This window comes from Nocardia ninae NBRC 108245 (assembly GCF_007990755.1).
Taxonomy (GTDB): domain Bacteria; phylum Actinomycetota; class Actinomycetes; order Mycobacteriales; family Mycobacteriaceae; genus Nocardia; species Nocardia ninae.
This window is the reverse complement of the sequence record NZ_BJXA01000014.1, coordinates 64,673-88,778: the sequence shown is the minus strand read 5'-3', so window position 1 is coordinate 88,778 and position 24,106 is coordinate 64,673. Positions and strand designations below refer to the sequence as shown.

Here is a 24,106-nt window from a genome sequence, read left to right as displayed (position 1 = left end):
CGTTGATGTGACTTGGGTGAGGCGTCGCTGATCTCAGAGTTGGCCGTATTCGCCGATGCGTCGGCCGCCGACCCAGGTCTGGAGTACCTCGGTCTGCCACAGCGGCTTCTGCGGCCAGAACAGGTCCTGATCGAGGAGCACGAAGTCGGCGTGCTTGCCGGGGGTGAGGGATCCCAGGACGCGCTCTTGATGCGCGGCGTAGGCGGCGTCGAGTGTGTAGGCGCGCAGCGCTTCGGCGACGGTCATCGCTTGCTCGCGATGCCAGCCGCCGACGGGCTGCCCGTCGCGGTCGGTCCGGGTGACAGCGGCGTGGATGCCATCGAAGGGGCGATGTGAGGACACGGGAAAGTCGCTGCCCGCCGCGATGATCGTTCCCTGATCGAGCAGCGACCGCCAGGCGTAAGCGCCGGAGAGCCGCGCTGCGCCGAGGCGGGCCTCGGCCATGTTCATGTCGTCGGTGGCGTGGCTGGGCTGCATCGAGGCGATCAGACCGAGCTGTTGCAAGCGCGGCAGGTCCGGCGGTGCGAGGACCTGGGCATGCTCGATACGGTGGCGCAGTCGTGGTCCTCGCACCGAGCCCAGCACGTCGGTGTAGGCGTCGAGGGCTATCCGGTTGGCGTAGTCACCGATGGCGTGGATCGCGCTCTGGTAGCCAGCGTCCACGATCTGGCGAACGCGGGAGGTCAGTTCGGCGGGCTGTAGCTGTGGCAGTCCCCGGCTGGTGGGCCGGTCGGTGTACGGGTCGAGCAGTGCTGCCCCGTACGAGCCGAGTGCGCCGTCTGCGATCAGCTTGACCGTGCGGACTCGCAGCATGTCGTCTGCTCCTGAGTCTGTTCGCGCGTGTTTGCCGAATCTGACGAAAGCATCCCAGTTGAGGAATGCGTTGATACGCAATGTCATTCGGCGGGTGTTGGTGAGGTCGAAGAGCGCGGCGATTTGATCGGGGGCGGTGGACGCCTCGCTGATCGAGGTGAGCCCGGCAGCGTTGAGCCTGTGCTGAGCGGCGAGGAGCCGGTCTTCGTAGTCGAGCAGTGTCGGAGCCGGGATGTGTTGTTCGATCAGCTTTTTTGCGGCGTCGACCAGCACGCCGGTGGGTCGGCCGTCGTGGTCGCGGATGATCTGCCCGCCCGCGGGGTCAGGCGTCGATGCGGTGATCCCGGCGAGGCGCAACGCAGCCGTATTGGCCACACCTGCATGGCTGTCCACGCGCAGCAGCCACAGCGGGCGGTCCTCGACCACTCGGTCGAGGTCGGCTGCACTCGGTAACCGGCCCCAGCCGACGTCGTTCCATCCTCGCCCGAGCAGCCACGGCCGATCCCGGTGCTCGCGCGCGTAGGTTGCGATGACCCGCAGCGCGTCATCGACCGACCGCACACCAGCGAGGTCGATCTGGGTCGCGGCGGCGCCGAAACTCCAGATATGACCGTGGGCGTCGTGGAAGCCGGGCAGACACACCCTGCCACGTCCGTCGATGCGTCGCGCGCCTGCCGTCCCGGCGGGATCGAGCGCTTCTACTCTTCCGTGCGCGTCGATCAGCAAGCTGGAGAACCGGTGCAGTCCGCTGGCGGTGCAGGTGTAGCCGCGGACCCCATCGAGCAGGATGCGTTCGGGCCCTGGGTGTGGTCGAGGAGACGTCGAGCACGCCGCCACCAGCCCGCTCACCGCAGCGACGCTGACAGCTGCACCTGTCAGGCGGAGGAACTGAGCCCGGCTCAGCCGGGCGCGATCAGAATCGGTCACTGACTCTTCCGTTTCTGTAGAAGCTGTCTCCGCTCACGCGCACGACGCATTCCCCGCCGGCCGGACTTTGAGCTGTCGATCAGGCGGGGGCGACGGTGAGTTTGGTGCCGGTGCCGGTGAGTCCGGCGCCGTTGCCGCTCAAAGTGCCGCCACTGGAGAGGGTGATCTTGTACGGGCCACCCGCCGGACCGGTCACGGTGACGCCGTCATTGCCGACCCCGGCCAGCGCCGCGAGCGCCGAGCGCACCGCAGCGTTAGTGGCGTCGAAAGCGATTGCGGTTGTGGGCTTTCCATCGACCGAGAGCAGGAACGTGCCAGCGGTCGCCGACAGCGTGAGAGTCCATTGGGTCGGCGGGCGGCCCTTGTGCACCCACTCATACAGCGGGGTGCCGTCGGCGTCTTCGAAGCATTCGACGGTGACGGTGTAGGCGATGGTCTCGGTGTGCACGATCTGTACGTCGTCGACGGTGCTGATCTGCCCGTCGGGGATCCAGATCCGGCGCAGCGCGACATCGGAGTCGAGGGTGTCGATGATCCAGCTCGAGTGCGGCAGCTGACGCTTGTTGTGCCGCACCGCGATCGAGTTGCCCGTCACGGTGACGTTGTCGTCGCCGTACACAGCACGCAGGACGAGCGCGTTGATGGACTCGAGGAACGCGAACTGGGCGGTGAGGGTGTAGTCGGTCTGCAGGATCTTGACCGTGGAGCCGCCGAAGGCTTTCTTCTTGTCGATGTCGCGCGATTCGGCGAGGGTATAGCCGTCTTCGCCGATGTAGCCGTGATCGAGGAACGCGGGATCCAGATCGCTGGTGGCGCTGCTCGGACCGGGTGTGCCCAACGGTGCGCGCAGCAGCGAACCGGTGGCACGCGGCATTGCCGCGTAGATGTTGGCGACCGTACTTGCCATGATCGGTTGCCCCTTTCAGGCGCAAGGCGGACCGGGCCTGCTCGAAAGGGATGTGCGGCAATAGGAATGGAGGGCGCTGGCGTCAGCGCAGTGGATATCAGGTGGTGGCGGCCGTCGCGGCGGTGACGGACTCGGCCGTTCGACGCAATCGGTGAAGCGGTCAGGCGAGATGGCCGCGCACGTCGAGATCGAGGGTCGCCTGGTAGCGCGGGTGGCCGGTGTCAGGATCGGGATGGTTGACCGGGGCGCCGACTGTGGCGGCGGCACGGATCCGTGGTTCCTGGGGGTCGCGGGGTGCGCTCAGTAGCAGTGCGTGGCACAGCTCGGCCAGTTGTGCGGCGTCGGGTTCGCGTAGATCCCAGCATTCAATGATCACCATGCGGGAGGCGAGGATCCGCCGGTCGTTGCCGCCACCGGCGGCGCTCACGCGTACCAGCCGGTCCGGGCGCGGGTTGGGGACTTTCGTCGCTACCACCGCCCGATCGCCTCGCACGGCCAGCCGCGTACTCAGGTAGGCGACGGCGAGGGCCTCGATCGCCGGGAAGACGACCAGTTCGCTCACCGGCCGCGTCCCGCGTTGAGTGCTTTGACCAGGGTGTTGTCTTTGGCGTTGCGGCGGGCCGCTTTGATCGTGCGGGCGAAGATGGTGACCCGCCAACGGCCTTGCGGATGGCGTGCGCCTTGGCGGGAGGTCATCTCGAAGCCCTCGCCCGCGGCTGCTTTCACACGTCGGCCGCGCGCTTCGCCGTCGCGGACCACGCCGGGCGCGCGGCGTAAGTTGTACTGGCCGTTGGGTTCCCAGTGGATCTTCGGTTTGGGCATTATCCGTCCACCTTTCGCAGCGTGATGACGTTGCCCGGCGTCCAGCCGAACGGGCCGTGGTTGGCGTCGGCGGCGACGCCGACCACCTCGAAACGACCTGCCGGTCCGGACGGCAGATCGATGAGATCTGCTGGTGCGGGCTGGAATTGGGTGGGCGTGTATACCTCGACCTCGGTAGTGACCCGGTTGTGTCCGTCGAGGTCGGGTTCGTTGGAACGGGCAGGTCCCCACCCGTAGACGCGCACCGCGATACCGGGTTCGTCCAGGGGCGGGGTGTAGAGCGGGACGGGGTTGCCGTGGGAGTCGGTGCCACCGTCGCGGTGGCGGTAATGGTTCAGGGTGTGGCGTAGCGGCAGGTTCATGCGATCGGGACGATGCGATAGTCGGCGAGCAGGTCGCGTTCGACCTGGGTCAGCGCCACCCCGCCGATCGAGCCGTCCGCGCTGACGGTGAGTTGCTCGCTGAACGGTCCTGCAGTGCGGGCGCGCACCGCAGAGGCTGGAGTGTCCTTGGCGCGCTTGGCGATTCCGAGCACGACGCCGACCAGCAGCGGTGGAGGCGTAGCCCATCCGTGGGTGATCTCGATCCGGACGCCGCGCTCGCGGGTCGTCCAGGCGACCGCGCGACGCAGGTATCCGGTCGGTGACCACCGGACCTTGGCGAGGTCGATCGGGCGGTCGTTCTCGGTGACCGAGTGCAGATCGAGCAGGCGCAGCGTCGGCACCATCTGCACCCGATCGCCGGACCCGTCCAAGAAGAGTGTCTCGGTGAGGGTCGGGGCGATGTGCCAGCCGCACCAGTCACGCACCAGAGCGTTCGCGATCGCCAAGGCCAGTGCGGGACTGCCATTTTCGTAGTCGGCGAGCGCTGTCTCATCGGCCAGCGGCGGGATCGGCGCGACCGGGACCGCAGCCGGGGTAGGTGAGCTCGCGTCGGTCATCTCAATCGTGGACGGCTGTCTCGGGAGCCGGGGCGGGAGTTGTCTTCGCCTTCGGTGGGCGAGGCCGGCGAGGAGACGCGGTGGAGTCTGTTGCGGCTTCGGGCTGCGAGGACGTGGCCTCTACTTCGTGGCCGAAGCGGCTGCGCAGTACCTGCGCGATCCGCGACGCTTCCTCGGTCCGGCCCGCCTGGCGGGCGCGGGTGTACTGCTCGAGGTACGCGTGCAGGTAGTCGGCTTCGACATCTCGGCTGCTCACGGCGTTTGTCCTCCTCAAAGGATGGCTCAAAGGATGAGTAGGTGCCGCTCGCTCCGGCCCGGTTTGTCGGGCCGGAGCGAGGGACTGTGATGGGTCAGGCGGGCTCGCCGGTGCCCGGCTCTTCCTCGCCCGGCTCGCCACTGGGGACGTCGGGGTTGAGGCCGTCGAGGTCTGCGACCAGACCATCGAGGGCGGTGAAGTCGAGTTCGCCGGTGCCGTTGTCGATCTGGTCCTTGAGGCGGGCGATCTCGGCGACGATCTCGGCCTTGGCCTTGGTCAGCTGCGCGGCGAGGCGGTCGATCTTGTCCTGATTAGCCATGAACATGCTCCTGATCTCGGTGAATGGATCACTGGTCGTGATCGTGATGTGCCACATCGGCACTCCTCCCTTTCGGTAGGGGGGTCTGAGGGGCCTTGCTGAGGTCTCACGCGCTGAAACCTGTTGTCCCCGAACGGCGTGCCGCCGTTCGGGGACCAGGTCCCCGCAAGAGATGTCAGCCGCCGAAGTCGGGCGGGGTGAGCCCGCCGATCTCGACGATCGACTGCGGGTAGCGCGCCGCTGTGAAGGCCAGATATCCGTAGACCTGCAGTCGGGTGGTCAGCGTCGCCGAGCGCGGCGAGGGGAAAACCCTTGTGCGGATGCCGGATTCGTAGAGGCGCAGATCCGAGGCGCGCATCACGAGGATGACGTCTTCGTTGTTGCCCGCGCCGAGGGTGATGGGCAGGTTCGGGTCGGTGATGACCGGCAGCCCGTGCAGGTTGCCGACGATCTGTTCGGCGGCGACCGCACCCAGGGTGGCCAGTGCGTTCTGCGGCGAGTTCTGTTGCGGAAGAACCAACGGCCGCTGGGTGTCGTCGAGTTGTGCGAGCAGCCAGCCCCAGCGGCGCGGGTGCATTGCGATCACGGTCGGCGGCTGCAGCCTCTTGGTGTGCACGCGCTGGACCGCGTCAGCGATCGCCCCGTAGACCGAGCGAACCGTCGGGGTCGCGGTGATGGTCGCGATGCCTGCGGTGCGCCGGACGCCCAGGACCTGCCCGGCGGTGCCGGACCCGCCGATCACCTGAATGTCGAGCTTGGCCGCGTAGTCAGCGATCAGATCGGAGAAGATCACCTGGTCGAAGTTGATCGGTGACTGGTCCAGGAGCTGGACGGCGATGTCCTGCTGACCGGCGACCGTGCGCACCGGTGCGGAGACGTAGGTGTCGGTCAGGTCGGTGTCGGCGATCTGGGTGTTGTCGGCGATCTGGGGTTCGGTGGCCGTGCCGGTGGCGACCTTGGGGATGTTGATCGAGTCGGTGCCCGGTGGCAGCACGTCGGATTCGGCGAGGTTGGCGACTGCGCGTCCGGCGCGCGCGAGTTCGATGAATTGGTTCATCAGCCAGATCGGTGGCACGAAGAACCCGCCGGTGCCGTCGACGCGGTCGAGGTCGCGGTACTCCGGGGAGCGGGTCACGTCCTCGCCGTGGTTACGCAGGCGGTCCTCGGCGGTGCCGTCGGCGTCCATACGGAACGAGAACCGGATCAGGTCCTGCAGGTAGGAGTGCCCGTTGCCGCGGACGTACGTCGCTGGCTGCTCGGTGACCTGTACACGTGTCTGGGCGCGACGCAGTGCGACCGTGCCTTCATCGATCGCGCGGGCGCGTTCGATCTCCTCGTTGAGCTCGGTGATGCGTTCGTCGCAGCCGGTGATCTCGGTGTCGGCGGTGCGGATCTGGTCGGTGAGTTCGCGGAAGGTGCGGTCTTCGTCCTCGGAGAGGTCTTCGCGGCCGTCGTCGGCGGCGGTGGCGAGGATCGTGGTGCGCGCCCCGAGCAGTGTCGTGCGGGTTTCGGTGGCTTGCTCGCGCAGTGCGATGAGCCTGTTGAGCCGCTCATCCATGATGAGGTGTCCTTTACTGGATTCGGGAATGGGTGAATGGCGGCCAGTGCCAGGCCATTTCCGCCCAGTGCCAGGGCTGTGAAGCCCCCGATCCAGTGCCAGGACTCGGGAAACAGGTTGTGGAAGTTGGGGATAAAGCTGTGAGTGGCTGTGGACTACTTCAGGTCGGTGCCCTCACCGAGTGCGATGAGCTGCGCGACGCGCAGGGTGTCGGAACGCTTCGGTCGTAGTGCGCCACGCAGGCGGCCCAGCAGTTCGTGGGCCGAGCCGAGGCGGTCCGCGCCAACGGATCGGGCCTCGGCCAGCAGGGCATCATCGACCTCGGCCTCGGCCAGCGCGTCAAGCAACCCGCGCAAGCTGGCCGAGGTGGCGGGGTTCGCGCCGAAGTTCACCACCGAGACGTCGCCTTTGTGCAGGCTGATTTCGGTGATGCGGCGGGTGGTCTGTTCGCGGTTCCAGGAGTCGTTCTTGACGCGGAACGCGAAGCTCATCTCGTCCATGTCGCCTCGGCTCATCTTCGTTTCCAGGCGTGCGACATCGGGGTCGCGGCGGTCGAGGTCGGCTTCGACGGCCAGGCCCTGCCGGTCTGCCGAGAGCCGCAGAGTGCCGGATTTCGTTCTCGCCAGGGGCATTCCGTCGTGATTGATGAGCAGGTGCAGGTCGGGGCGTTCGCGCAGGGTGATGTCGAAGGCGCCGGGGTCGACGGTCTCGTCCCATCCGCCAGCGTCGGATCCGCCATACATCTCATATGGGGCATCGAAGATCGAGGCGTATCCGCGCAAGGTCAGTTCGTCGTCGCGGCTGCGAAGCTGTACGTGATGAGCTGCGTAGGAACGGATCTCGCGTGAGTCACGCAGCTTCGTCGAGCGGTCCACTCGGGTCCTCCTCGGGTGCGGGCTGGTCGGGGGTGGTGGGGTCCGCGCCAAGCGGGCCGTAGTTAAGGGGCTGGATGTAGGAGTCGCCGCCGGGGATCGGCGGCAGGTCTTCCAGCGCGCGGATCTCGTTGACCGACATCCATCCGGCGTTGCGCGCGGAGGCGTAGGCGTCGTAACGGGCGCGCTGGTCTCCGCGCAGCAGGCCGCCGACGTTGAATTTGGCGAACTGCCCGCGGGGCAGCAGGTCAGAGAGGGCGTCTTCGATGCAGGCCAGCCATGGGCGCAGGGTGAAGGTGGTGAACCCGATGCCTTGGGCTTCGATGCCCGCGCCCCAGCTGGTCGATTTCTGGGTGTCGCCGATCATGTGCGGCGGGATGCCGTAGAGCATCGCGATCTCGGCACGCTGGAACTCGCGGGTGGCCAGGAACTGCGACTCTTCTGGGGTGATGGAGATCGGGCGCCACTTCACTCCACCGGAGAGCACCGCTGGGTGGCGGCGTCCGCCGTGGGAGGAGATCCACTGGCGCTGCAGGTGAGTCACGGCCTCGGCCGAGAGTGGCTGGTCGGTCTCCAGCACGCTGGAAGGGTTGGCCGATTGGCCGAACCAGCGTGCCCCGAACCGTTCGGCGGCCAGCCCGAGTCCGATGCTCTGGCGGGCCTGGGTGATGGGGCTGAGCCCGATCAAGCTGCCGGGGAGCACGAAGCGGCGCAGGTGCACGATGTCGGCAGCCGGGACCTGTTGGCCGAGCACGGAATAGAAGACCTTGCCGCCGGTGGGGACACCTCGGGAGTCGACCCCATGCAGGATCACCTCGTCGGGGTGCAGCGGTTCGAGCACAGTCGGGAACTGGCTCAGATCGCGGGCGGTGATGTGCAGATAGGCGTTGCCGCGCAACGCCAGTGAGCACACCACCTGGAACAGCCACTCGAAGCGGGTCCATCTCGGGTCCGGACGCCGCACCCACAACGGAGCGGGCGAGATCTCCTCACGGACCTCTCCACGTCGGCGGTAAGCGTCGACCGGCAACGACGCGACCGCATCGGCCAGCAGGCGCACGCAGGCGTAGACGGTGACGTGCTGCAGGGCAGTGCGTTCGGAGACCGCGATCCCGGATTCGGAGGTATCCGACCAGTTCGAGGGGATCGACGACAGCTCGGTGAGCGCTCGCGCCTCGCCTCCGTCACCGAATAGCCGCGACAGCAAACTCACGAGCGATCGATCCGTCGTCGGTCGACCAGTGCCGCCGCGATCAGAGAGATCGCCCCAGCACCGATGAGAAGGAACGCTGACCCCAACAGCCACAGCCCGCCCAATATCGCCGCTGTGCCCGAAATATCGAGCAACAGTATAGTTTTGGCTCTCATACGCTGGTTTCCTCCCACAATTCCTCGGGCCAGTCATGGATCTGTGGGGCCGGGTCGTCCGGTGACAGCAGCGCCCACAACGCCGCGATCGCGGCCACCAGCGGCGCGGCGTCGCTCGGTGAGCGTTTGCGGTCGATCACCCACGCATCCCCGACCGGCCGCACCGTCGCCGTGGTCGCGGCCAGGTCGAGTCCGGGGTGTGGGAGGTGGCGCAGGCGTTTGTTGTCGACCAGGTCGAATGCTTGCCCGGTCGCGCGCCCGAGATCGGGACCGGCCCAGGCCAGCACCGGAAGCCCTGCAGCGGTCAGTGCGTCGAGCAGGCTCGATACCGGTGCGCCGTTGGCCTGCAGCACCACGGCTTCGATCCGGTCGCGGCGTTGCAGCAGCCAGTCGAGGACCCAGTCGGTTCCCGCGCGGTCGGCGGTGATCTCCACGTGCGCGCGCCCGTCGGCGCGCAACCCTGCCAACGCGATGTAAGTGCTCGAGCGGTTCCACGACACGTCCACGCCCACCACGCGGCGCGATCCCTCGGCGATGCGCGAGCCAGCGTCCAGGCTCGCTGCCCAGGTCCCGTCGCCGAAGGGTCCGGCGGCGGCTGATTCGAGCCATCGGCACAGCACCTCGACGGAGAACACCGCTGGTGGGTCGGTGCGCAGGGCGGCGGCGATCGCGCGTTCAGTGATCGTGTAGCCCAGGCTGGGGTTGGCCTGCGCCCAGGCGTCGCGGTCGCGGCGATCCGCGCTCGGCGGCGCGGACCATTCGAACAGTGCCAGCGAGTCGTCTTCGTCGGGTTCGTCGACGAGATCGTCGGCGACGAGTTCGAGCGCGGTGGCGTCGGCGTCTCCGTCGGGCCAGCCGAGCACCTGGTGGGCCAGGGCGCGCAGGTAGCGCAGCACCACCGACAGCGAGTCGCCCGCGTTGGAGAAGCCCCACACCTGGGCGTGCGGCCTAGCGAGCGTGGTTTTGGTCGAGGCTCCCCATGCGTCCCAGGACTGGTGCTCACGAAGCTCATCAAGGAGCACGAGGTCGCCGGAGAAGCCGCGGGCGCCTCGTCGGGACGCGGCGGCGACCCGGTATTGCTCGCCCGCTTGCAGTTTCAGCGACTTCTTGCCGTTGGTCTTGACCACATGCCGGATCCCGATCGCGAGATCTGGGACGGCTTCGGCGATGTCGACCGCCTCGCCCCACGCCTTCTCCGCGTTGGCCAGGTCCTGGGCGGTGCCGATCACGGTGCGCGAGCCGCGGACGTAGATGTGCCACAGCGCGAGGATCAGCATGCACAGCGTCTTGCCGTTCTGACGGGCTATGAGGACCAGCACTGTGCGGAACCGGTAGAGCCCGTCGGGGCGCAGTTCGAGGGCGTGGATGAACAGCCACTTCTGCCATGGCAACAGCACGATCCCCAACGTTGTCTCGGCGAAGTCGATTACCGAGAAGCCGTGAGTGGTCTCCCGCGTCAGCTCCCGCAGCGGCGGAGTGAAGATCCTGGGCTGTTCACAGCCTCTACGCGGAGTGTCCAAACTCGCGCCGCAGCCTGGTCAAGGTGGATTCGACGCCCTCGCCGCCGCCATCACCGAAGGCTCGCCGGCCTCCCGGAGTGCCGCCCAGCTCGGCCAGCGCCCGCAGCAGATGCGGACCGAGATACAGAGCCTTGGTCGCATCGGATCCGCCGCGACTGATACCGGCTTCGATCTGCACCGCGTAACGCAGCGCCAGATCGACCGCCGCCTGATCGGCCGGAGTCAGCCACGTCATCTCCTCGACCGCGGCCGCGACCGACTCCGGCAACGAGCGCGCCATCAGGACTCCACCGCCCGCAGCCGCGTCCCAGCGCTCTGCTTGTTCTCCCGCGCAGCGGCTTTCACCGATTCCAGGTAGTCCCCGACCTCGCCGCCGTCACCAGGGGCGGCGCGACCGGCGAGCATGTCCGCGCGCAACCGCATCACCTCCAGGCCCTGTTCCACAGCTTTCGGATCGCCCTGGCCGATGCGCTTCCACAGACCGAGCAGCATCGAGTCCAACCGTTCGAGGTCCAGGCGGACACGGGTCTCGGGTGCTTCCTCGCGCGCCTGCAGCGCGGCGGTCACCAAGTCGTAGGTCTCAGCTTCGCTGACACCGAGCTGCTCGGCGATCTTCGCGTACGCCACACCAGCCTTCCGCAACTGCAGAGCCTGTTGCGCGACAGCATTTTTCGGCATCGTCAGACTCCTCACAACCCTTGTGGTGCAACGCTTTCCGACTCATCGGCGTCGGCTTGACTTCCAGCAATGACAGAGCGTTCATGGTCATGGCCGCCTGCGATGGCCGGGCAGCCCACAGGCTCAGGGAGGGACAACACGATGTACCAGCACGAACCGAACACCTACGTGGTGTGGCGCAGGAGCTCGACCGAGCCTCACCTCGATGGGTACGTCGCGGCGTCGACGTATCGCCCTGATGACGATCGGCTGTGCCGCTTCGAGGTCCTGTTCGAAACTCAGGACTGGCACCAGGCCCGCCACCGCATCCTGCTCGAACGAGTAGGTGACGACATCGCCGCCCATAGGGAGGCGGACTGCTTCCTGTGCTGGATCGCCGATCAGAGCTAGGCGACAGCCGAACGAACCAATCGTCCGATCGCTGACCCGGCGACACGATCAGCGTGCGGCGGACTGCGCTCCCCTGCCCTTTCCATCCGGAGCTACCGTCCGGTCCAGGCCGAGCAGCGCAGTCCGCCGCCAGCTCCGGCGGGGCGTGCGTCCCCGCCGGGGTCGGGGGTCCGTAGCGAGCGGATGCCCCGTCCGCGTGGAGTCCGAGAGTCGAACTCGGACACCAGCCCTCTGGCTGGGCCTACCGAGGCTCCACCCCGCCGCCCGTCGGCGGCGGGTCCATCTTCCGGTCGCGATCCGGAAGCGATCACACCATAGCTCCGTAATACGTTGTGCAGCAACATATTTCGTCGTGATCCGGCGCTTGACTTCGTTCGCGGTCAGAGCGTTCATGGTGGTGTACCGACACCAGGAGGGGGCACCACGATGACCGAGGACCGACGCAAAGAGGAGCTGGAGGTCGAGTGGAACGACGAGCCGGACCCCGACGCGGGCGACTGGATGGACTGGGAGGGCGTCACGGTTGACGACTGGGGACACGCTCTGGTCGACGTCCGGGGCGGCACCGTACGGATCGCCGTCTACGACGCCATCAACGGCAACGACGTGATCTTGACGTTGCTGCCCGAGCAGGCGACGGAGTTCGCCGAGTGGATCGACTCCGCCGTCGCGTCGGCCATCGAGAATCAGAGGCGGGCATGATTCCCGGCACGCTGGTCTACTGGCTCGGAGCGACCGGCGTCGACACAACCGTCGGCAAGGTCATCGCCTGCCCAGCGATCGACCCGGACGGGTTCGCCCACCACGGGCTCGCCGAGATCCGCTGGGCGGATGGCGCATTCGACCTGTGCACCCTCGACGAGATCGAGGAGATCCCGAATCCGACACCCGAGCAGATCGCCGTGGTCGCCGAATTCTGACATCGACACCGCTCACCCACGCGAGGCCGTGAAATCCACGGCCTCGCCGTCATTTCGGATCGGAACAACCCCGGTGTGCTCCTGAGAGCGGCGGCAAATGACGTCGGCGTAGCGCGGGTCCAGCTCGACCAGTCGGGCGACAGAGCCGTGCTGGTGGGCGGCGATGAGAGTAGAGCCGCTGCCACCGAACAGATCGAGGACCCGGCCACCGGGCCGCAGCGAGTTGGCCAGCATCGCTTCGATGAGCGCGACCGGCTTCATGGTCGGGTGGTCACGGTTGGCCAAGGGCTTGTCGAACTCGAACGTTGTGGACTGGGCGTTGTCTCCGTGCCAGCGGTCCCCACCTCTGCCCAGCCGCCCCTCCCCGCCGGGGACAAACCCGTACAGGATCGGCTCGTGCTTGTAGTGGTAGTCGCTGCGACCCATGACGATCGTGTTCTTCACCCACACCAGGTTTTGGCGGACAAGCACTCCGGCTTGGCGCAGCGCGGTCTCGAACCGCAGGCGCTCGGAGTCAGCGTGGGCGACATAGACCGGTGCGCCGGGCCGGGCGACCGCGACCATCGAGGCGAACGCCCCGCCGAGCAGGTCGTCGAGATCACCGGCGGCGTCCCCTTGGATCCGCAGGGCGTCCTTGGTCTTGCCGACGTAGTCGACTCCGTAGGGTGGGTCGGTCCACACGCAGTCGGCCTGCTCGCCGTCCATGAGCGCTTCGAGCGCGGCGAAGTCGGTGGCGTCGCCAACCGCGAGCCTGTGCGGCCCCAGCTGCCAGATGTCGCCGGTCACGCTGATCGGATCGTCGGGCAGCTCCGGGGCGTCGTCGGGGTCGGTGCGGGTCTCGCGCGAGATGATCTCGGCGACGAGCTTGTCGAAATCCTCGGTGCTGTAACCAGTTCCGGCCAGATCGTCGAGGCCGTCGAGAAGTTCGAACAGCGCGGTGTGGTCGTAATCGCCAAGATCGGCGGTGCGGTTGTCGGCGGCGACGATGCGTCGCGCGGTCTGCTCGTCGACGTCGATGATCCCGACGGCCAACTCCGCCCAGCCGAGTTGCCGCGCGGCGAGCAGGGTGTGGTTGCCCGCGAGCACTTCGAAGGCTCTACCGGTGAGGGTGCCTTCGTTGACCACGACGGGCCGGTACTGGCCGGTGGCGTCGAGGGATTGCGCGATTGCGTCGACGTTGCCTCGGCGTGGGTTGCCCTCGAAGGTGTGCAGTCGATCCACGGCGAGGGTGTCGAATCGGATCGAGGCGACCGGGCGACTCACGTGCACACCTCGCCGGCCACTGGAAGTTCCGCGTGCCTCGCGCGATGGGGGTATGCCCGCGGGGGGAGATTGCCCAGTGCCCGAGGATTCGAGGAGCCGATCGCCTTCAACTTTCCACCCGCCCCTCCCCCGTTAGACCCGCCAACTCGCTCAAGTGCCGAATATCGATTGGCTTTTTACGGGAACTAAGTCTGGCGTGGTGGGCCAAGCCCGATGAAGCGGACTCAGAACTTTCTGAACACCAGTGATACCGGTTCGAAGGCGGGCCGCCTATTCTTGATTCCCGAGGCTCCTTGCTGAAGCTGCAAGCAACCACGGGCGGTGTCGAATGCTGCGGACAGCTGGGCCGCCGTCAGCGGCTCTTCTCTCTTGCCGCCGTATGCCGCCAGCGCACTCAGCAGTGTCGTCAGCCAGCGCGCAGCGTCGACGACCTGTATCGGGCCTTCGACGGCCACGAGGACCCCATCGTTCGCGAGGAGCGACCTCCACTGTGACGCAGCGTTAGTCGCGTGGCATGCCGAGACTATGAGCATCTTGGTCGGAATCTGCCCGACCAGCGGCGCAAGATCACCGATCGATATCAGGGGGCTGTACTCGCCGTGACCGATTTTCCAGTCACTACCAGTACCCCATCCGCCGTGGCCCGTGACGAGCGTGATCGTGGATGAATGTTGTAGTGCAGCAACGAGGTCCTCGACGGTCTGGACGTCGTGGATGTATGTACTGTCGGGCTCTCGGTCGAGCGGACCGAACCGTCGCCGAGTCCCAGCCACTGACAGCGCCTTGCTCATTCGCATCAGCAGAGGACCAAGGTGCGTCGAGATTCGGTCGTCCCCTACTGCGGCGACGTGGATGATTTCACGGTATTGCGGCATCGGCTGGACCTCAGGTTGCTGAGCGGCGTTGGTTCGCTCGAGGTGATGGAATGGCGGGCTTGAGCCGACGATGTCTGTTCCGGGACCAGCTCAGCGTACTCATCGACCAGAGCTTACAAATACGACCGCAGTCGCCTGCGAGGTATCAGAAGTCCGAGCGCACCCATGCCCCTGCCTTCGGGGCGTCGTTGCCGCGAGACCGGTTGCAGCGCAAGTGACTTGCTCGCGCGTTGGCCGGGTCCAGAGCCAGGTTTGGGTGGGTGCTGACCGGATAGACGTGATCAGCCTCGAAGCCATCCGATGCGAACCGGGCAGCGTCATAGTCGATCGGCTGCCCGCAGCGCCAGCACGGCAGCCTCCGGGCACGAAGGTCAGCGACGATGGCCCGCCACCGGTGGGTCTGGCGCGGGTCCGTCGTCACCGTCGTCGGTTGATCAGCTGCCGGTCGGGAGACCAGCAGAACCGCTGGCCGAGCCGCTGCCCAGCTGGGTTAGGGCGACCAACCAAAGGATCCACTGAATGAACAAAGGCATGTCGAGTCCTTTCAGAACTGATGGGATGTGTCGCCGCACGTCGACGAGGGGCGCCAATGTCTTGTGGCGCAGTGGGATTGCGAGTGCGCTCAAGCACGGCGAAGCCCTGCTCAAATGAGTCAGGCCCCGATCCGAAGAGACGGATCGAGGCCCTACAGGTACAGGTGTACCACTCGCGCCTCCAGCGTCCCTGAGACGTGCGGTGGATGTCAAGCCGCTGGAGATTTTCGCCGATGGCTTACCCGTCCGGACCGTTTAATCTGGCCCTATCACAGGTACACCAGTGTGCTGTGTTTCTAGAGACGCGTATTCGGCAGCGTCTGAATCAAGACTTCAGCAAGTAGCTAGTCGAGGATCTCCAGCGGCGGCAAAGCATCCACGATCCTCATCGTCGCGAGGCTAACCGTCACGATCCGTTTGACGAGGTCGATGATGTAGCGCGGATCGTCGGACCAATCGTTGGGATCGTTGGTGATCCCCGATGCCTTGTCAACTTTGACCTGATACCGGTCGATAAGCCATTCGATGGCGGATCGGGCGCCGAGCTGATAGCGGTACGCCTCCTCCGGGATATTGGAGAGGGTGACACGGTTGTTGTAGACGATCGTCGACCGGTCTTGCTGCCCCTTCAATTTGGGAATTTTCATCTTGGCGACGCGATACAACAGCGAGGGTGACGCGTCGGGAGCGTCGCCGGAGACCTTCTCGACGATGCCCTTGTACGGTTCCGCTTGCTCATAATTGACGTGAAGGTCCGCTAGGGTGCGGCCAGCCTGGGCGAAGCCGTGGAAGTCACGTGTCTTCGGGATGCGTGGTACTGACCTCTTCAGGTCGGCGGCGAAACGATCGCGATATTCCGGGGAATGCAGCAGCGCATAGGTGTAGTAGAAGCAGTCATCCTTGGAGAGAAGGGGGTCATTGTAGGCATTCTGGAATTCACGGAGAGCAGCGTCTGTAATATTGTCGCAGCGTTCGTAAGATTTGCCGCTTTCACCGAAATCGAAGCCTCCCTCAATTTTCAATTCACGATATGCAAACCGAGGGAAGTATGGGCCAACACTCTTCGTGCCAACTGCATGCAAATCAGGGACAACGTCCGTCATCAGGACCGAAAAGGGCTCGTCAGATCCAGTTCCGGTAATATAAAAGCCCAAGTTGGCATATTCCGGCGCAGGGAACATCCGCGGCAACTGATTCACATAACTATTCATTTGCGTATCGAAGTAAACCCACTGCTTGGAGAAAGGGCGATAGCTGGCGACAGAAACTCGCTCAGAGTCATAACTGTATACGGACCCCTTGGCCGCCCGGATTTTGTCGATGCGATTCCAGCTAATTTTTTTGGGATCGCGATCTATGAACTCGTCGACGTCAGTGACCTTGGGAGCCGTAATCCTCTTGGCCTTGCAGTGCTCCCTAAAACTGGCCGCTTGCTCGTTATAGAAGTCAATCGAGGCCTGAACATTTCCCGCCAAGCGGTCTTTCGAGAAGCTGTATACCCAGTAGTCACGACCAGTCTCCAGCCCTCGGGAGAACAGTTCGAAGATTGGCTTGTTCGATTCGCCCTTATCTTTAGTTGCAATAGCCTGGAATTCCGCGAAGCGCTCGTCTCGTTGATTTATCCAGTCCCCATTCGCATTTGGGGTGAGCGACTCCCACTCCACCGCGTGGAGGTCCTGTGATCCTACTATGCGGAGTTTGTCTTCGCGGCTAAGATAGTCGCCAACATCCCGATAATTCAGCATACAACCTGCGCCAGGGGCAGTTTTACCACCTTTGACAAGTATCAGGATGGCGACAGTGTTCTGACTTCCAGACCCGAATACCTTGCCGCCTTCTCGTTTCCAATCGTGCGTGCGCTGGTTACCCCGCAGATTGTAGCAATAGATCGCGTCGAATTCGTCCGTCAACGACCTGCGCATGCCATCTGCGGTGTTGCCATCGATGTATCCACCATTTGATACGAAGGCGACGATTCCTTCGTTCTTTATGCGATCTGAAGCCCAGCGGATAGCTCGATAGTAAGAGTCATATAGCGAATTCTTGTTCGTGGCGGTTGACAAGGAAGCGTATGTTTGCTTAATTCGCTCATCCAGTACTTCATACTTTAGGTTCTGGTTATCGTCGTTCTGATTGTCCTGTCCGACTGAGTACGGGGGGTTGCCAACGACCACGGTGATGCCCTGTTTTTGCTGCTTCTTCGCCCGTGCACTGTTGCCTTCCAGGACATCCATACCCTCGAGTTTCGCTGTACCTTCGGCCAGCTGGAAGGTGTCGGTAAGGACGATGCCTTCGAAGGGTTGGTAGTCACCGCCGACGAGGTCGTGGAATGCGGCCTCGATGTTAATGGCGGCGATGTAGTAGGCCAGCAGCACAATTTCGTTGGCGTGCAGTTCGCTTGTGTATTTGCGGAGCAGGTCCCCGGGCTTGATGATCCCGGACTGCAGCAGTCGCACAGGAAAGGTGCCGGTGCCAACGAACGGATCGATGATCTGGACGCCCTCGTCGGACAGGGAGCGGCCGAGATGTTTGGCCAGAGCCTGTTCGGTGGCGCGGATGATGAAGTCGACGACCTCGATCGGCGTGTAGACGATGCCCAGAGAGTCGGCGGTCTTCGGCAAAGCGGTCTTGAAGAATTTGTCGTACAACTCGACGATGACGCGCTGGCGCCCCTCGTGGTTGTCAATGCCCTCGGCGCGATCCCTCACCGAGGTGTAGAAACCCTCCAAGGTCTTGGCTTCTGCGTCGAGGCCCTGGTCGTCGAGAATATCGAGCATCCGCTGCATAGCCTTGGATACCGGGTTGTGTTCGGCGAAGCCGTAGTCCTTAAACAGGGCGTCGAAGACTGGCTTGGTGACGATGTGCTGGGCAAGCATGTCGATGGCGTCAGAATTGGTGACACCGGGGTTGATGGTCTCGCGCAGCTCCCCGACGAACTCCTCGAACGCAGCCTGCTTCTCCGGAATCGCCAGAGCAGCCTTGATACGGGTGACGTGTCGGTCGGCAATCTGGGCGATGTCCTTGGCCCAGTCCTCCCAGTAATGACGCTCGCCGACCTTGTCGACGATGCGGGCGTAGATGGCGTCGCGCCAGTCACTGATGGAGAAGAGTGCGTCCTGGATGCCCTGAGCACTCTGGGCGTGCTTACTCTGGGCGGCTTGGCCGCTGTCGGAGGTGCTGGAGCCGTCCTGGTCACCGATGGCCTCGTCGTTGGGGCCGACATGGCCGATGCCGATCTTGTTGTCGGGCTTGTTCTTGTTCAGCTCAATCTGGTTGACGGTCGCGTTGAAGCGGTCGTCGTGGGCGCGCAGAGCTTGAAGGACCTGCCAAACGGTCTTGAACCGCTGGTTGTCAGCGAGCGCTTTCTCGGCTGGCATACCGGCAGGGATGGCGACGGGCAGGATGATGTAGCCATAGTTCTTGCCTGTGGCCAGGCGCATCACGCGGCCGACGGACTGGACAACGTCTACCACGGAGTTGCGGGGGTGCAGGAAGAGAACCGCGTCCAGGCTGGGAACATCGACGCCCTCGGACAGGCATCGGGCATTGGAGAGAATGCGGGCTTGGTTTTGGCCCGGATCTTGCTTGAGCCAGTCGAGAAGCCGGTTGCGTTCCAGAGTATTGAATGTGCCATCGACATGGTCGACCTCGCAATGCAACAAGGTGTCGTCCGCGTCGTCGTAGGCGTCGACAACCTCGTTGAAGCGTGCGGCGATCTCCTTGGAATCAGCGATAGATCGTGCGAAGGCGACTGCGCGCTTCATTGGCGTCTCGCCCTGTGTGAAGCCTGAGCCGTCGGCGAAGGTACCGGTGCGCTTGGCCATCGCGTTCCAGCAGCCGATGATCTTGGCTGCGTCGTCGAGATTCAGCTCCGATCCGCTGGCGAGGCCCTTCTGGAGGGTCTTTGCGACCACACCCTCGTCGATGGTCAGGATCAAAACCTTGTAGTCCGTTAGCAGGCCCTGTGCTACCGCCTTGCCAAAGCCCAGGCGGTGGAACTCCGGCCCGAACATCTCCTCGTTGTCCATCGAGGCCAGAAGCGCGGCGGCGTTCTTCGCATCGGTCTTGGTGTCCTCGTTGTAGATGCGCGGGGTTGCCGTCATGTAGAGGCGCCGGTCTGCGCCGATGTAAGTGTCGTCGTGGACCCGGACGAATGCTGACTCGTCGTGGCCGGCCAAGGTGACACCGGTCGTACGGTGCGCCTCGTCGCACAGGATGAGATCGAAGCGTGCCAGCCCCTTTTGCTGGGCTTCGGCGACGGTAGCGATGGATTGGTAGGTGGAGAACACCACGGTCAGTCCGGCGGTCGACTCCACCGAGGCCATCTGTTGGATCAGGCGGTCGGAGTCCGTGGTCGGTGGCAGGGCCAGGTCGTAGGTGGCCATGTCGTTGTCATCGCCCACGGTATGCTGCTTGCCGACTTTGCGGTCGGAGCACACCGCGAAACCGCGCATCGGCACTTCGGTCTCGAACGACCATTCACGCAGCGTCTGCGAGAGCAGCGCGATGGACGGAACAAGAAACAGAACAGTGGTGTGGTCCCCCATCCCAGCGGCGGCGCGCTCCTGCTGCAGCCGTTCGACGATCTTTAGGCCGGTGAAGGTCTTGCCTGTGCCACAGGCCATGATCAACTTGCCGCGGTTGTGGTCGGCGAAGCCCGCGAAGACATCGTCGATCGCTTCGCGTTGGTGCGGGCGTGGTTCCTTCTTCTGTTGCAGGCTCAGCTCGATGGGGGCACCGACAGTCGGGAGGTGCCACTCCACCGGACTGCTGGCGATCTGTGACAGCCCAAGGCGCGTGACGGGGATCTGCTGGTCGTTCAGGGCTGCCTCGGCGTGCACGCCCCACTTGTCTGTCGTCGAAATAATCATGCGGCGGGTGAAGCCGCCCTTGCCCGACGCGGTGAAGAAGGAGTCGATGTCTTCTTTACTGACGGTGTGGTGAGGCTCGTAGAACTTGCACTGGATCGCGCAGAACCCGCCGGTTTCCCGGTCCTGAGCTACGAGATCTATGCCGGTGTCGCGCTTGTCGGCGTCTGCTCCTGGCCAGTCGGCCCACATCCACACTCGGCTGAACTGTTCGGTCCACTCGGGGTCGGTGCTGAGGTACTGGAGCATCAGTTCCTCGAAGCGTGTACCGCGATCGCGATTTGAGGTGGCACCCTTGCGGATCGCCTTCAGAACGTCGTGCACCGTCGTGGTGGCCACTTAGCTTCGCTCCCCAATCACAGCCAGAGGCACGCGCCATCACGCGCCGAGAACCTTGCACCAAAAGTACTCAAAACCCTACTGCTACTCGCGGACGTCCCGCGCATATTGGTTACGAGTCGGGCCGTTTCAGACGGGTGGCCGTTATGGCCCGCTGAGGCGGGAGTTCCTGCGCAGCACTTCACCGACCACGTACCGGGGTGATCCATCCAGAGCCGGTCGCGATGCGATCAATCCCCGATGAGCCCAGGTACGAATGGTCGAAGCGGGGATGCGCCAAAAATGCTCGATGTCGGCAGCTGACAGCTCGGCATCGAGCGCGTACTCGGCTAAGTGAGCCGGTAGCTCGACAGGCGCGACCCATCCTTGCCCGAGTTCAACGGCGCGCTCGTCAAGTTCAGCGCACCGCTGTGGGTCGATCGTATGGAGGGCGGCGCGGTAGGAACTAGCGACCTTGCGAGCGCGTTGCAGCGCGGTGTCGCCGGGGAACGGCCATGGGTCGCTGGTCACGATGCTCGTTTCATGTCGAGAACACCGACGCCGTTGAGCCGGGCGAATTCTTCCTTGGCCCACGAAGCGCGGCACGCTTGGCAGGTGACAGTCTGCTGGTCTGGGGAGGAGGTCAGCGCTTTTACACCGCAGAGGTGACAGGGGTCCGGCAGCCAAATGCGGGTCTCGTTGAGGCCGAGTACTTCTCGGGCGCGGCGATGCAAGTCAGAGAGACTCAGGACCGCGTCGACGCCATCGACGCCGACGTGGATGAGTTCGTCGCCACCGTCGGCGCGTGGCGCCATTCGCCATCGTCGTCGCCATGGCTGGTCGACGAGGGTGCCGAGGTTAGCTGCCACGATCGTCACGCACTTCTGGACGCACTTCTGACGTTGCGTCGGCACGGGATCGCCGCGGGTGAGGATCCTGGCCCAGGTGAGGGTTTCGTCTTCGATACCGGATTGGATGGTGTCGATATCGAGACGGATCGGGATCGAGTACGGCGTCGAGTGGGTGACCTTGGGTGCTCGATCCTTTGGTGGTGGCTGAAGTTTCGCAGCTTCGAGCAGCAGCCAGTCGTCGTAGAGCTGGCGAATCGAGGCGAACGCGGCCTCCTCGCAGGATCGACACAGCGCATCGGGGCGCTCGACCCCACTGCCGTGCCAGCAGCCCTCGTCGTCACGAATGCGGGACTTGCAACGGACGCCTTGGCGGCATTCGTGAATTGGCTCGTCGCTGGTCATGAGGCGGCCCCGAGGTCGAGTTCGCCCTGGCGGAGCCGGGTGCGAAGAGAAAGGTCGAGATAGGCGCTGTTGAGGTCGACGCCGACGTAGGCGCGGCCGTGGCGGTGGGCGGCCAGGCCGGTGGTGCCGCTACCGGAAAAGGGATCCAGCACGATGCCGCGCCGGTAGTCGTTATGGCCGCAGTCTGTCCAGCCGGTCGTACTCGGGCGGGCGAGCAGGTATTCGCGGAAGTAGCCGCCGAGTGCCTGCTTAGCTTCGGCGGCCAGGCGCTGGACCTCGTCGGCGTTCTTGCCGGTGCCGGTCTGAGACTCGGCCGCTTTGCCGCTGTCGGTGATCCCGACCGCACGGATCGCGTGGATGTGCTGGTCGGTGAGTCCGGCAGCCTCGGCGAGGGCTTGGGCGCGGCGGGCCTGCGTGCGGGAAAGATCGAGTAGAGGAACACCTCTCGTTCTGGTCGGCGCTGCACCACAGGTCCGGCAGCGGCGAGGCGGGCAGCCCGCCCGGATGCAGCGTTCAGCGATCGCGGTGGCCATGACTGCGAAGTGGGCTTGGGCGAAGGGCTGATTGGCTTGCTCCCAGAGATCGCCGGGGTTGCCGCCGGCCGGATGTGCGGCGGTGTGGCGGGTTCCGTCGGCGGCGAGGTTGGTCTGGGCGTTCCATGGGGAGGCGATCGAGTTCGGTTTGGTGGTGTACCCGCTGCGCGAGCGCCGCGACGCTGAACGATCTCCGGTGTAGGGCTTGCGGATGGCGTCGAGGTCGAACCAGTACCGCTTGGAGCGGGTGAGCAGGAAGATCAGCTCGTAGCGTGAGGACAGGCGGTCGGCCGCGCTGGAGGGCATGGCGTTGGTTTTGTACCAGACCACGGCGTTTCGGCGGATCCAGCCGTCGCGCCCGAGCGCGAGGGCCACCATCCATGGCACGCCGACGAGGCTCTTGTCGAGGTAGGTGTCGCCGAGGTTGAGCCAGCAGGTGCCGTCGATGGTGAGGACGCGCCGGACCTCGGCGAACACCGCTCGTAGTGTCTTGACATATTGCTCGGGTGTCACCTCCTGTCCGTACTGGCCGCGCACGCCATAGTCGCGCAGCCCCCAGTACGGTGGCGAGGTCACCACACAGTCGACGCTGCTGGCAGGCAGCTCACGCAGCACCTCGAGCGCGTCGCCGAGGTGCAAGGTGGTCACCTCGTCGCGGTGATAGACGCTCACGATGGACTCGGTTCCGGCTGCGTAGCGCGAGTGAGCTCCGCGGTGAGTGCGGCGACGGCGCGGGCGCGGTCGGTAGACAGCGCGACGATGTCTCCGGTCTTGGTGTGCCAGATGCAGGGTTCGGCGTTGAATAGCGATAGCTCGTCGGCCCATTGCGCGAATTGTTCAGGCGTCTCAATGGTTTCGGTGTCGCGATCCCAGCGGACTCGCCACCACATGATTTGCTCGGGCGCGGTCTGGGTGATCGCCCATTCCTCGATGCGTGCCTGGTCGTTGTCCGGGCGTGCGTTGTGCCCGACAAGGAACACTCCGGCCTCGATGGGGTCGGTGAAGACGCGCACGATCTGGTAGTCGGCCCCGGTGCCGCTGGTGATCACATGCACTGCCGGGCCGTCATGATTGAGGGCTAGAAGCGGTCGTCGGGCGGTGGGTGCCATCAGGATGCCTCCTCGGAGGTGTGCCAGTGATCGAGGCTGGTCGGGGTGCGGTGGTCGCATCGCACGACGGGCGGGTCGGGGTGCCGGGCCAGCAGTTCGGCGGGCGGGTTGCGCCAGCGGCCGTCGCACATTCGGCATCCGTGGCTCGCGTCGCGGTCGGCCCGCACGGTGGAGCGGATCTCGTTGGTGTGAGCGCGTTCCCACGCGTCACGGGCTTTGCGTGCCTCGCCGCAAGAGCGGCAGGGAGGGGGTGAGGGTTCGTCGCGGTGCGAGGGGCAGCGCCGTGGTGGCGGTTCGCTGCCCGCGGGTGCGACGTGAGCTTCCGTAGTTACGTCACCACCACTAGAAGGTGTGGGGTGTGGGGTGTGGGTGCTGGGAATCGGGACCGATTTCGATTGGTTATTCGATTGATGTTCTTCGCTCGGGCCGGGAACGGTATCGGTGACCGGTTCAGGATCGGCGTTGTGGACCGGACCGGTATTGGTGATCGGATTGGTATTCGAAACCGGTTCGGTATTGGTGTCGGGAACCTGAATCGTGTTGGTGTAGCCGACCGTATCGAGGTTGGGCATCCTCAGTAGTTGCCCGAGCCGCTCGGCGGAGTCCTTGTGGGTCCACGAGCTGTACTCGGGGTGTTCGCGGCGCACCCGTTGGATTTCGGTGACGATGGCCGCACGCAGGGTCCGCGACGCGGCACCGTAGTAGGCGGTGGTGACCGCAGCGGCCATCTTCGGGTTGCGCAGCAGGTTGTCGCGGCGAATGAGTGAGCGGACCAGCACTTCCTCGGTCGCGATGTCGACAAGGATGTAGCGGCGGCGTTCGAGTTCGCTGGCGGCGGTGAGGATCCTGGGCAGGGTGAGGTCGCTGGCGCGGCCCACGAGCCTGTTCGGGCGCCAGTCGGCGATCCCGCAGTAGGACAGGGTGGGTTCGGCCAAAAGCACTCGGGTGTAGAACATTTGCGCGTCCGCCGTCAGCGATTCGAAGTCGACGTCGCCGTTGATGCTGAGAAAGAGTTTCGCGAACTCGCGAGCCACGGCTCCTCCTTTCGGCGTCGTGGAGGAAGC

The 24,106-nt window shown here is 64.9% G+C and carries 25 protein-coding genes; 3 read left to right on the top strand and 22 right to left on the bottom strand.

Features of this window, described 5'->3' with window-relative positions:
* Window positions 1-33: 33 nt before the first annotated feature.
* The 14 genes from NN4_RS13345 to NN4_RS13280 form a co-directional block, all read right to left on the bottom strand.
* On the bottom strand, window positions 34-1,740 hold the full coding sequence (locus NN4_RS13345) for an amidohydrolase (RefSeq protein ID WP_186818391.1): 1,707 nt from the start codon (window positions 1,738-1,740) through the stop codon (window positions 34-36).
* Window positions 1,741-1,819: 79 nt separating this feature from the next.
* Window positions 1,820-2,647, bottom strand: a complete 828-nt coding sequence (locus tag NN4_RS13340; protein ID WP_147130246.1) for a phage tail tube protein — start codon at window positions 2,645-2,647, stop codon at window positions 1,820-1,822.
* 160 nt (window positions 2,648-2,807) lie between these two features.
* Window positions 2,808-3,209, bottom strand: coding sequence for a hypothetical protein (locus NN4_RS13335; RefSeq protein WP_147130243.1), 402 nt, complete (start codon window positions 3,207-3,209; stop codon window positions 2,808-2,810).
* Complete coding sequence (locus NN4_RS13330; RefSeq protein ID WP_147130241.1) at window positions 3,206-3,469, bottom strand: hypothetical protein; 264 nt, start codon at window positions 3,467-3,469, stop codon at window positions 3,206-3,208. The genes NN4_RS13335 and NN4_RS13330 overlap by 4 nt, the downstream gene beginning before the upstream one ends.
* A complete protein-coding gene (locus tag NN4_RS13325; protein WP_147130239.1) occupies window positions 3,469-3,831 on the bottom strand; it encodes a hypothetical protein in 363 nt (120 codons plus the stop codon). The genes NN4_RS13330 and NN4_RS13325 overlap by 1 nt, the downstream gene beginning before the upstream one ends.
* On the bottom strand, window positions 3,828-4,409 hold the full coding sequence (locus tag NN4_RS13320) for a hypothetical protein (protein WP_147130237.1): 582 nt from the start codon (window positions 4,407-4,409) through the stop codon (window positions 3,828-3,830). Before NN4_RS13320 ends, NN4_RS13325 begins: the two co-directional genes overlap by 4 nt.
* A 1-nt stretch (window position 4,410) precedes the next feature.
* Window positions 4,411-4,665 carry a hypothetical protein gene (locus tag NN4_RS13315; protein ID WP_147130235.1) on the bottom strand — a complete coding sequence of 85 codons (255 nt, stop codon included), beginning with the start codon at window positions 4,663-4,665 and terminating at the stop codon, window positions 4,411-4,413.
* A 94-nt stretch (window positions 4,666-4,759) separates the two neighbouring features.
* On the bottom strand, window positions 4,760-4,984 hold the full coding sequence (locus NN4_RS13310) for a hypothetical protein (protein WP_147130233.1): 225 nt from the start codon (window positions 4,982-4,984) through the stop codon (window positions 4,760-4,762).
* A 175-nt stretch (window positions 4,985-5,159) separates the two neighbouring features.
* Window positions 5,160-6,542, bottom strand: a complete 1,383-nt coding sequence (locus tag NN4_RS13305) for a phage major capsid protein (protein ID WP_147130232.1) — start codon at window positions 6,540-6,542, stop codon at window positions 5,160-5,162.
* Between the two features lie 155 nt (window positions 6,543-6,697).
* Window positions 6,698-7,417: an HK97 family phage prohead protease gene (locus NN4_RS13300; RefSeq protein WP_147130231.1), complete on the bottom strand. Its 720-nt coding sequence runs from the start codon at window positions 7,415-7,417 to the stop codon at window positions 6,698-6,700.
* Window positions 7,392-8,627, bottom strand: coding sequence for a phage portal protein (locus tag NN4_RS13295; protein WP_147130230.1), 1,236 nt, complete (start codon window positions 8,625-8,627; stop codon window positions 7,392-7,394). The genes NN4_RS13300 and NN4_RS13295 overlap by 26 nt, the downstream gene beginning before the upstream one ends.
* Before the next feature lie 151 nt (window positions 8,628-8,778).
* Window positions 8,779-10,302, bottom strand: a complete 1,524-nt coding sequence (locus NN4_RS13290; RefSeq protein ID WP_147130229.1) for a terminase large subunit domain-containing protein — start codon at window positions 10,300-10,302, stop codon at window positions 8,779-8,781.
* A complete protein-coding gene (locus NN4_RS13285; protein WP_147130228.1) occupies window positions 10,286-10,582 on the bottom strand; it encodes a terminase small subunit in 297 nt (98 codons plus the stop codon). Before NN4_RS13285 ends, NN4_RS13290 begins: the two co-directional genes overlap by 17 nt.
* Window positions 10,582-10,980, bottom strand: coding sequence for a hypothetical protein (locus tag NN4_RS13280; RefSeq protein ID WP_147130227.1), 399 nt, complete (start codon window positions 10,978-10,980; stop codon window positions 10,582-10,584). Before NN4_RS13280 ends, NN4_RS13285 begins: the two co-directional genes overlap by 1 nt.
* Before the next feature lie 141 nt (window positions 10,981-11,121).
* On the opposite strand from NN4_RS13280, the gene NN4_RS13275 reads away from it, so the two are divergent.
* The 3 genes from NN4_RS13275 (at window position 11,122) to NN4_RS13265 (ending at window position 12,290) form a co-directional block, all read left to right on the top strand.
* Window positions 11,122-11,370, top strand: coding sequence for a hypothetical protein (locus NN4_RS13275; RefSeq protein WP_147130226.1), 249 nt, complete (start codon window positions 11,122-11,124; stop codon window positions 11,368-11,370).
* A gap of 426 nt (window positions 11,371-11,796) precedes the next feature.
* The gene (locus tag NN4_RS13270) at window positions 11,797-12,072 is read left to right on the top strand and encodes a hypothetical protein (protein WP_147130225.1); all 276 of its coding nucleotides are present in this window, start codon (window positions 11,797-11,799) and stop codon (window positions 12,070-12,072) included.
* Window positions 12,069-12,290 (top strand): hypothetical protein, encoded by a 222-nt coding sequence (locus NN4_RS13265; RefSeq protein WP_147130224.1) that lies wholly within the window; start codon window positions 12,069-12,071, stop codon window positions 12,288-12,290. Before NN4_RS13270 ends, NN4_RS13265 begins: the two co-directional genes overlap by 4 nt.
* A 12-nt stretch (window positions 12,291-12,302) precedes the next feature.
* On the opposite strand, the gene NN4_RS13260 is transcribed toward NN4_RS13265, so the two are convergent.
* The 8 genes from NN4_RS13260 to NN4_RS13225 all read right to left on the bottom strand — a co-directional run bounded on the left by NN4_RS13260 (window position 12,303) and on the right by NN4_RS13225 (window position 24,076).
* Window positions 12,303-13,553 (bottom strand): DNA modification methylase, encoded by a 1,251-nt coding sequence (locus NN4_RS13260; RefSeq protein WP_246180852.1) that lies wholly within the window; start codon window positions 13,551-13,553, stop codon window positions 12,303-12,305.
* Window positions 13,554-13,777: 224 nt separating this feature from the next.
* Window positions 13,778-14,344, bottom strand: coding sequence for a hypothetical protein (locus NN4_RS13255; protein ID WP_147130223.1), 567 nt, complete (start codon window positions 14,342-14,344; stop codon window positions 13,778-13,780).
* Window positions 14,345-14,573: 229 nt separating this feature from the next.
* Window positions 14,574-14,849: an HNH endonuclease gene (locus NN4_RS13250; RefSeq protein ID WP_186818390.1), complete on the bottom strand. Its 276-nt coding sequence runs from the start codon at window positions 14,847-14,849 to the stop codon at window positions 14,574-14,576.
* 456 nt (window positions 14,850-15,305) lie between these two features.
* Window positions 15,306-20,168, bottom strand: a complete 4,863-nt coding sequence (locus NN4_RS13245; RefSeq protein WP_246180851.1) for a DEAD/DEAH box helicase — start codon at window positions 20,166-20,168, stop codon at window positions 15,306-15,308.
* A 506-nt stretch (window positions 20,169-20,674) separates the two neighbouring features.
* Window positions 20,675-21,400 (bottom strand): hypothetical protein, encoded by a 726-nt coding sequence (locus NN4_RS13235; RefSeq protein ID WP_147130221.1) that lies wholly within the window; start codon window positions 21,398-21,400, stop codon window positions 20,675-20,677.
* On the bottom strand, window positions 21,397-22,605 hold the full coding sequence (locus NN4_RS46070) for a DNA-methyltransferase (protein ID WP_246180850.1): 1,209 nt from the start codon (window positions 22,603-22,605) through the stop codon (window positions 21,397-21,399). Before NN4_RS46070 ends, NN4_RS13235 begins: the two co-directional genes overlap by 4 nt.
* Complete coding sequence (locus NN4_RS45695; RefSeq protein ID WP_222595048.1) at window positions 22,602-23,042, bottom strand: hypothetical protein; 441 nt, start codon at window positions 23,040-23,042, stop codon at window positions 22,602-22,604. The genes NN4_RS46070 and NN4_RS45695 overlap by 4 nt, the downstream gene beginning before the upstream one ends.
* Entirely contained in the window at window positions 23,042-24,076 is a 1,035-nt protein-coding gene (locus NN4_RS13225) for a hypothetical protein (RefSeq protein ID WP_147130219.1), read from the bottom strand. Before NN4_RS13225 ends, NN4_RS45695 begins: the two co-directional genes overlap by 1 nt.
* Between the last annotated feature and the right edge of the window lie 30 nt (window positions 24,077-24,106).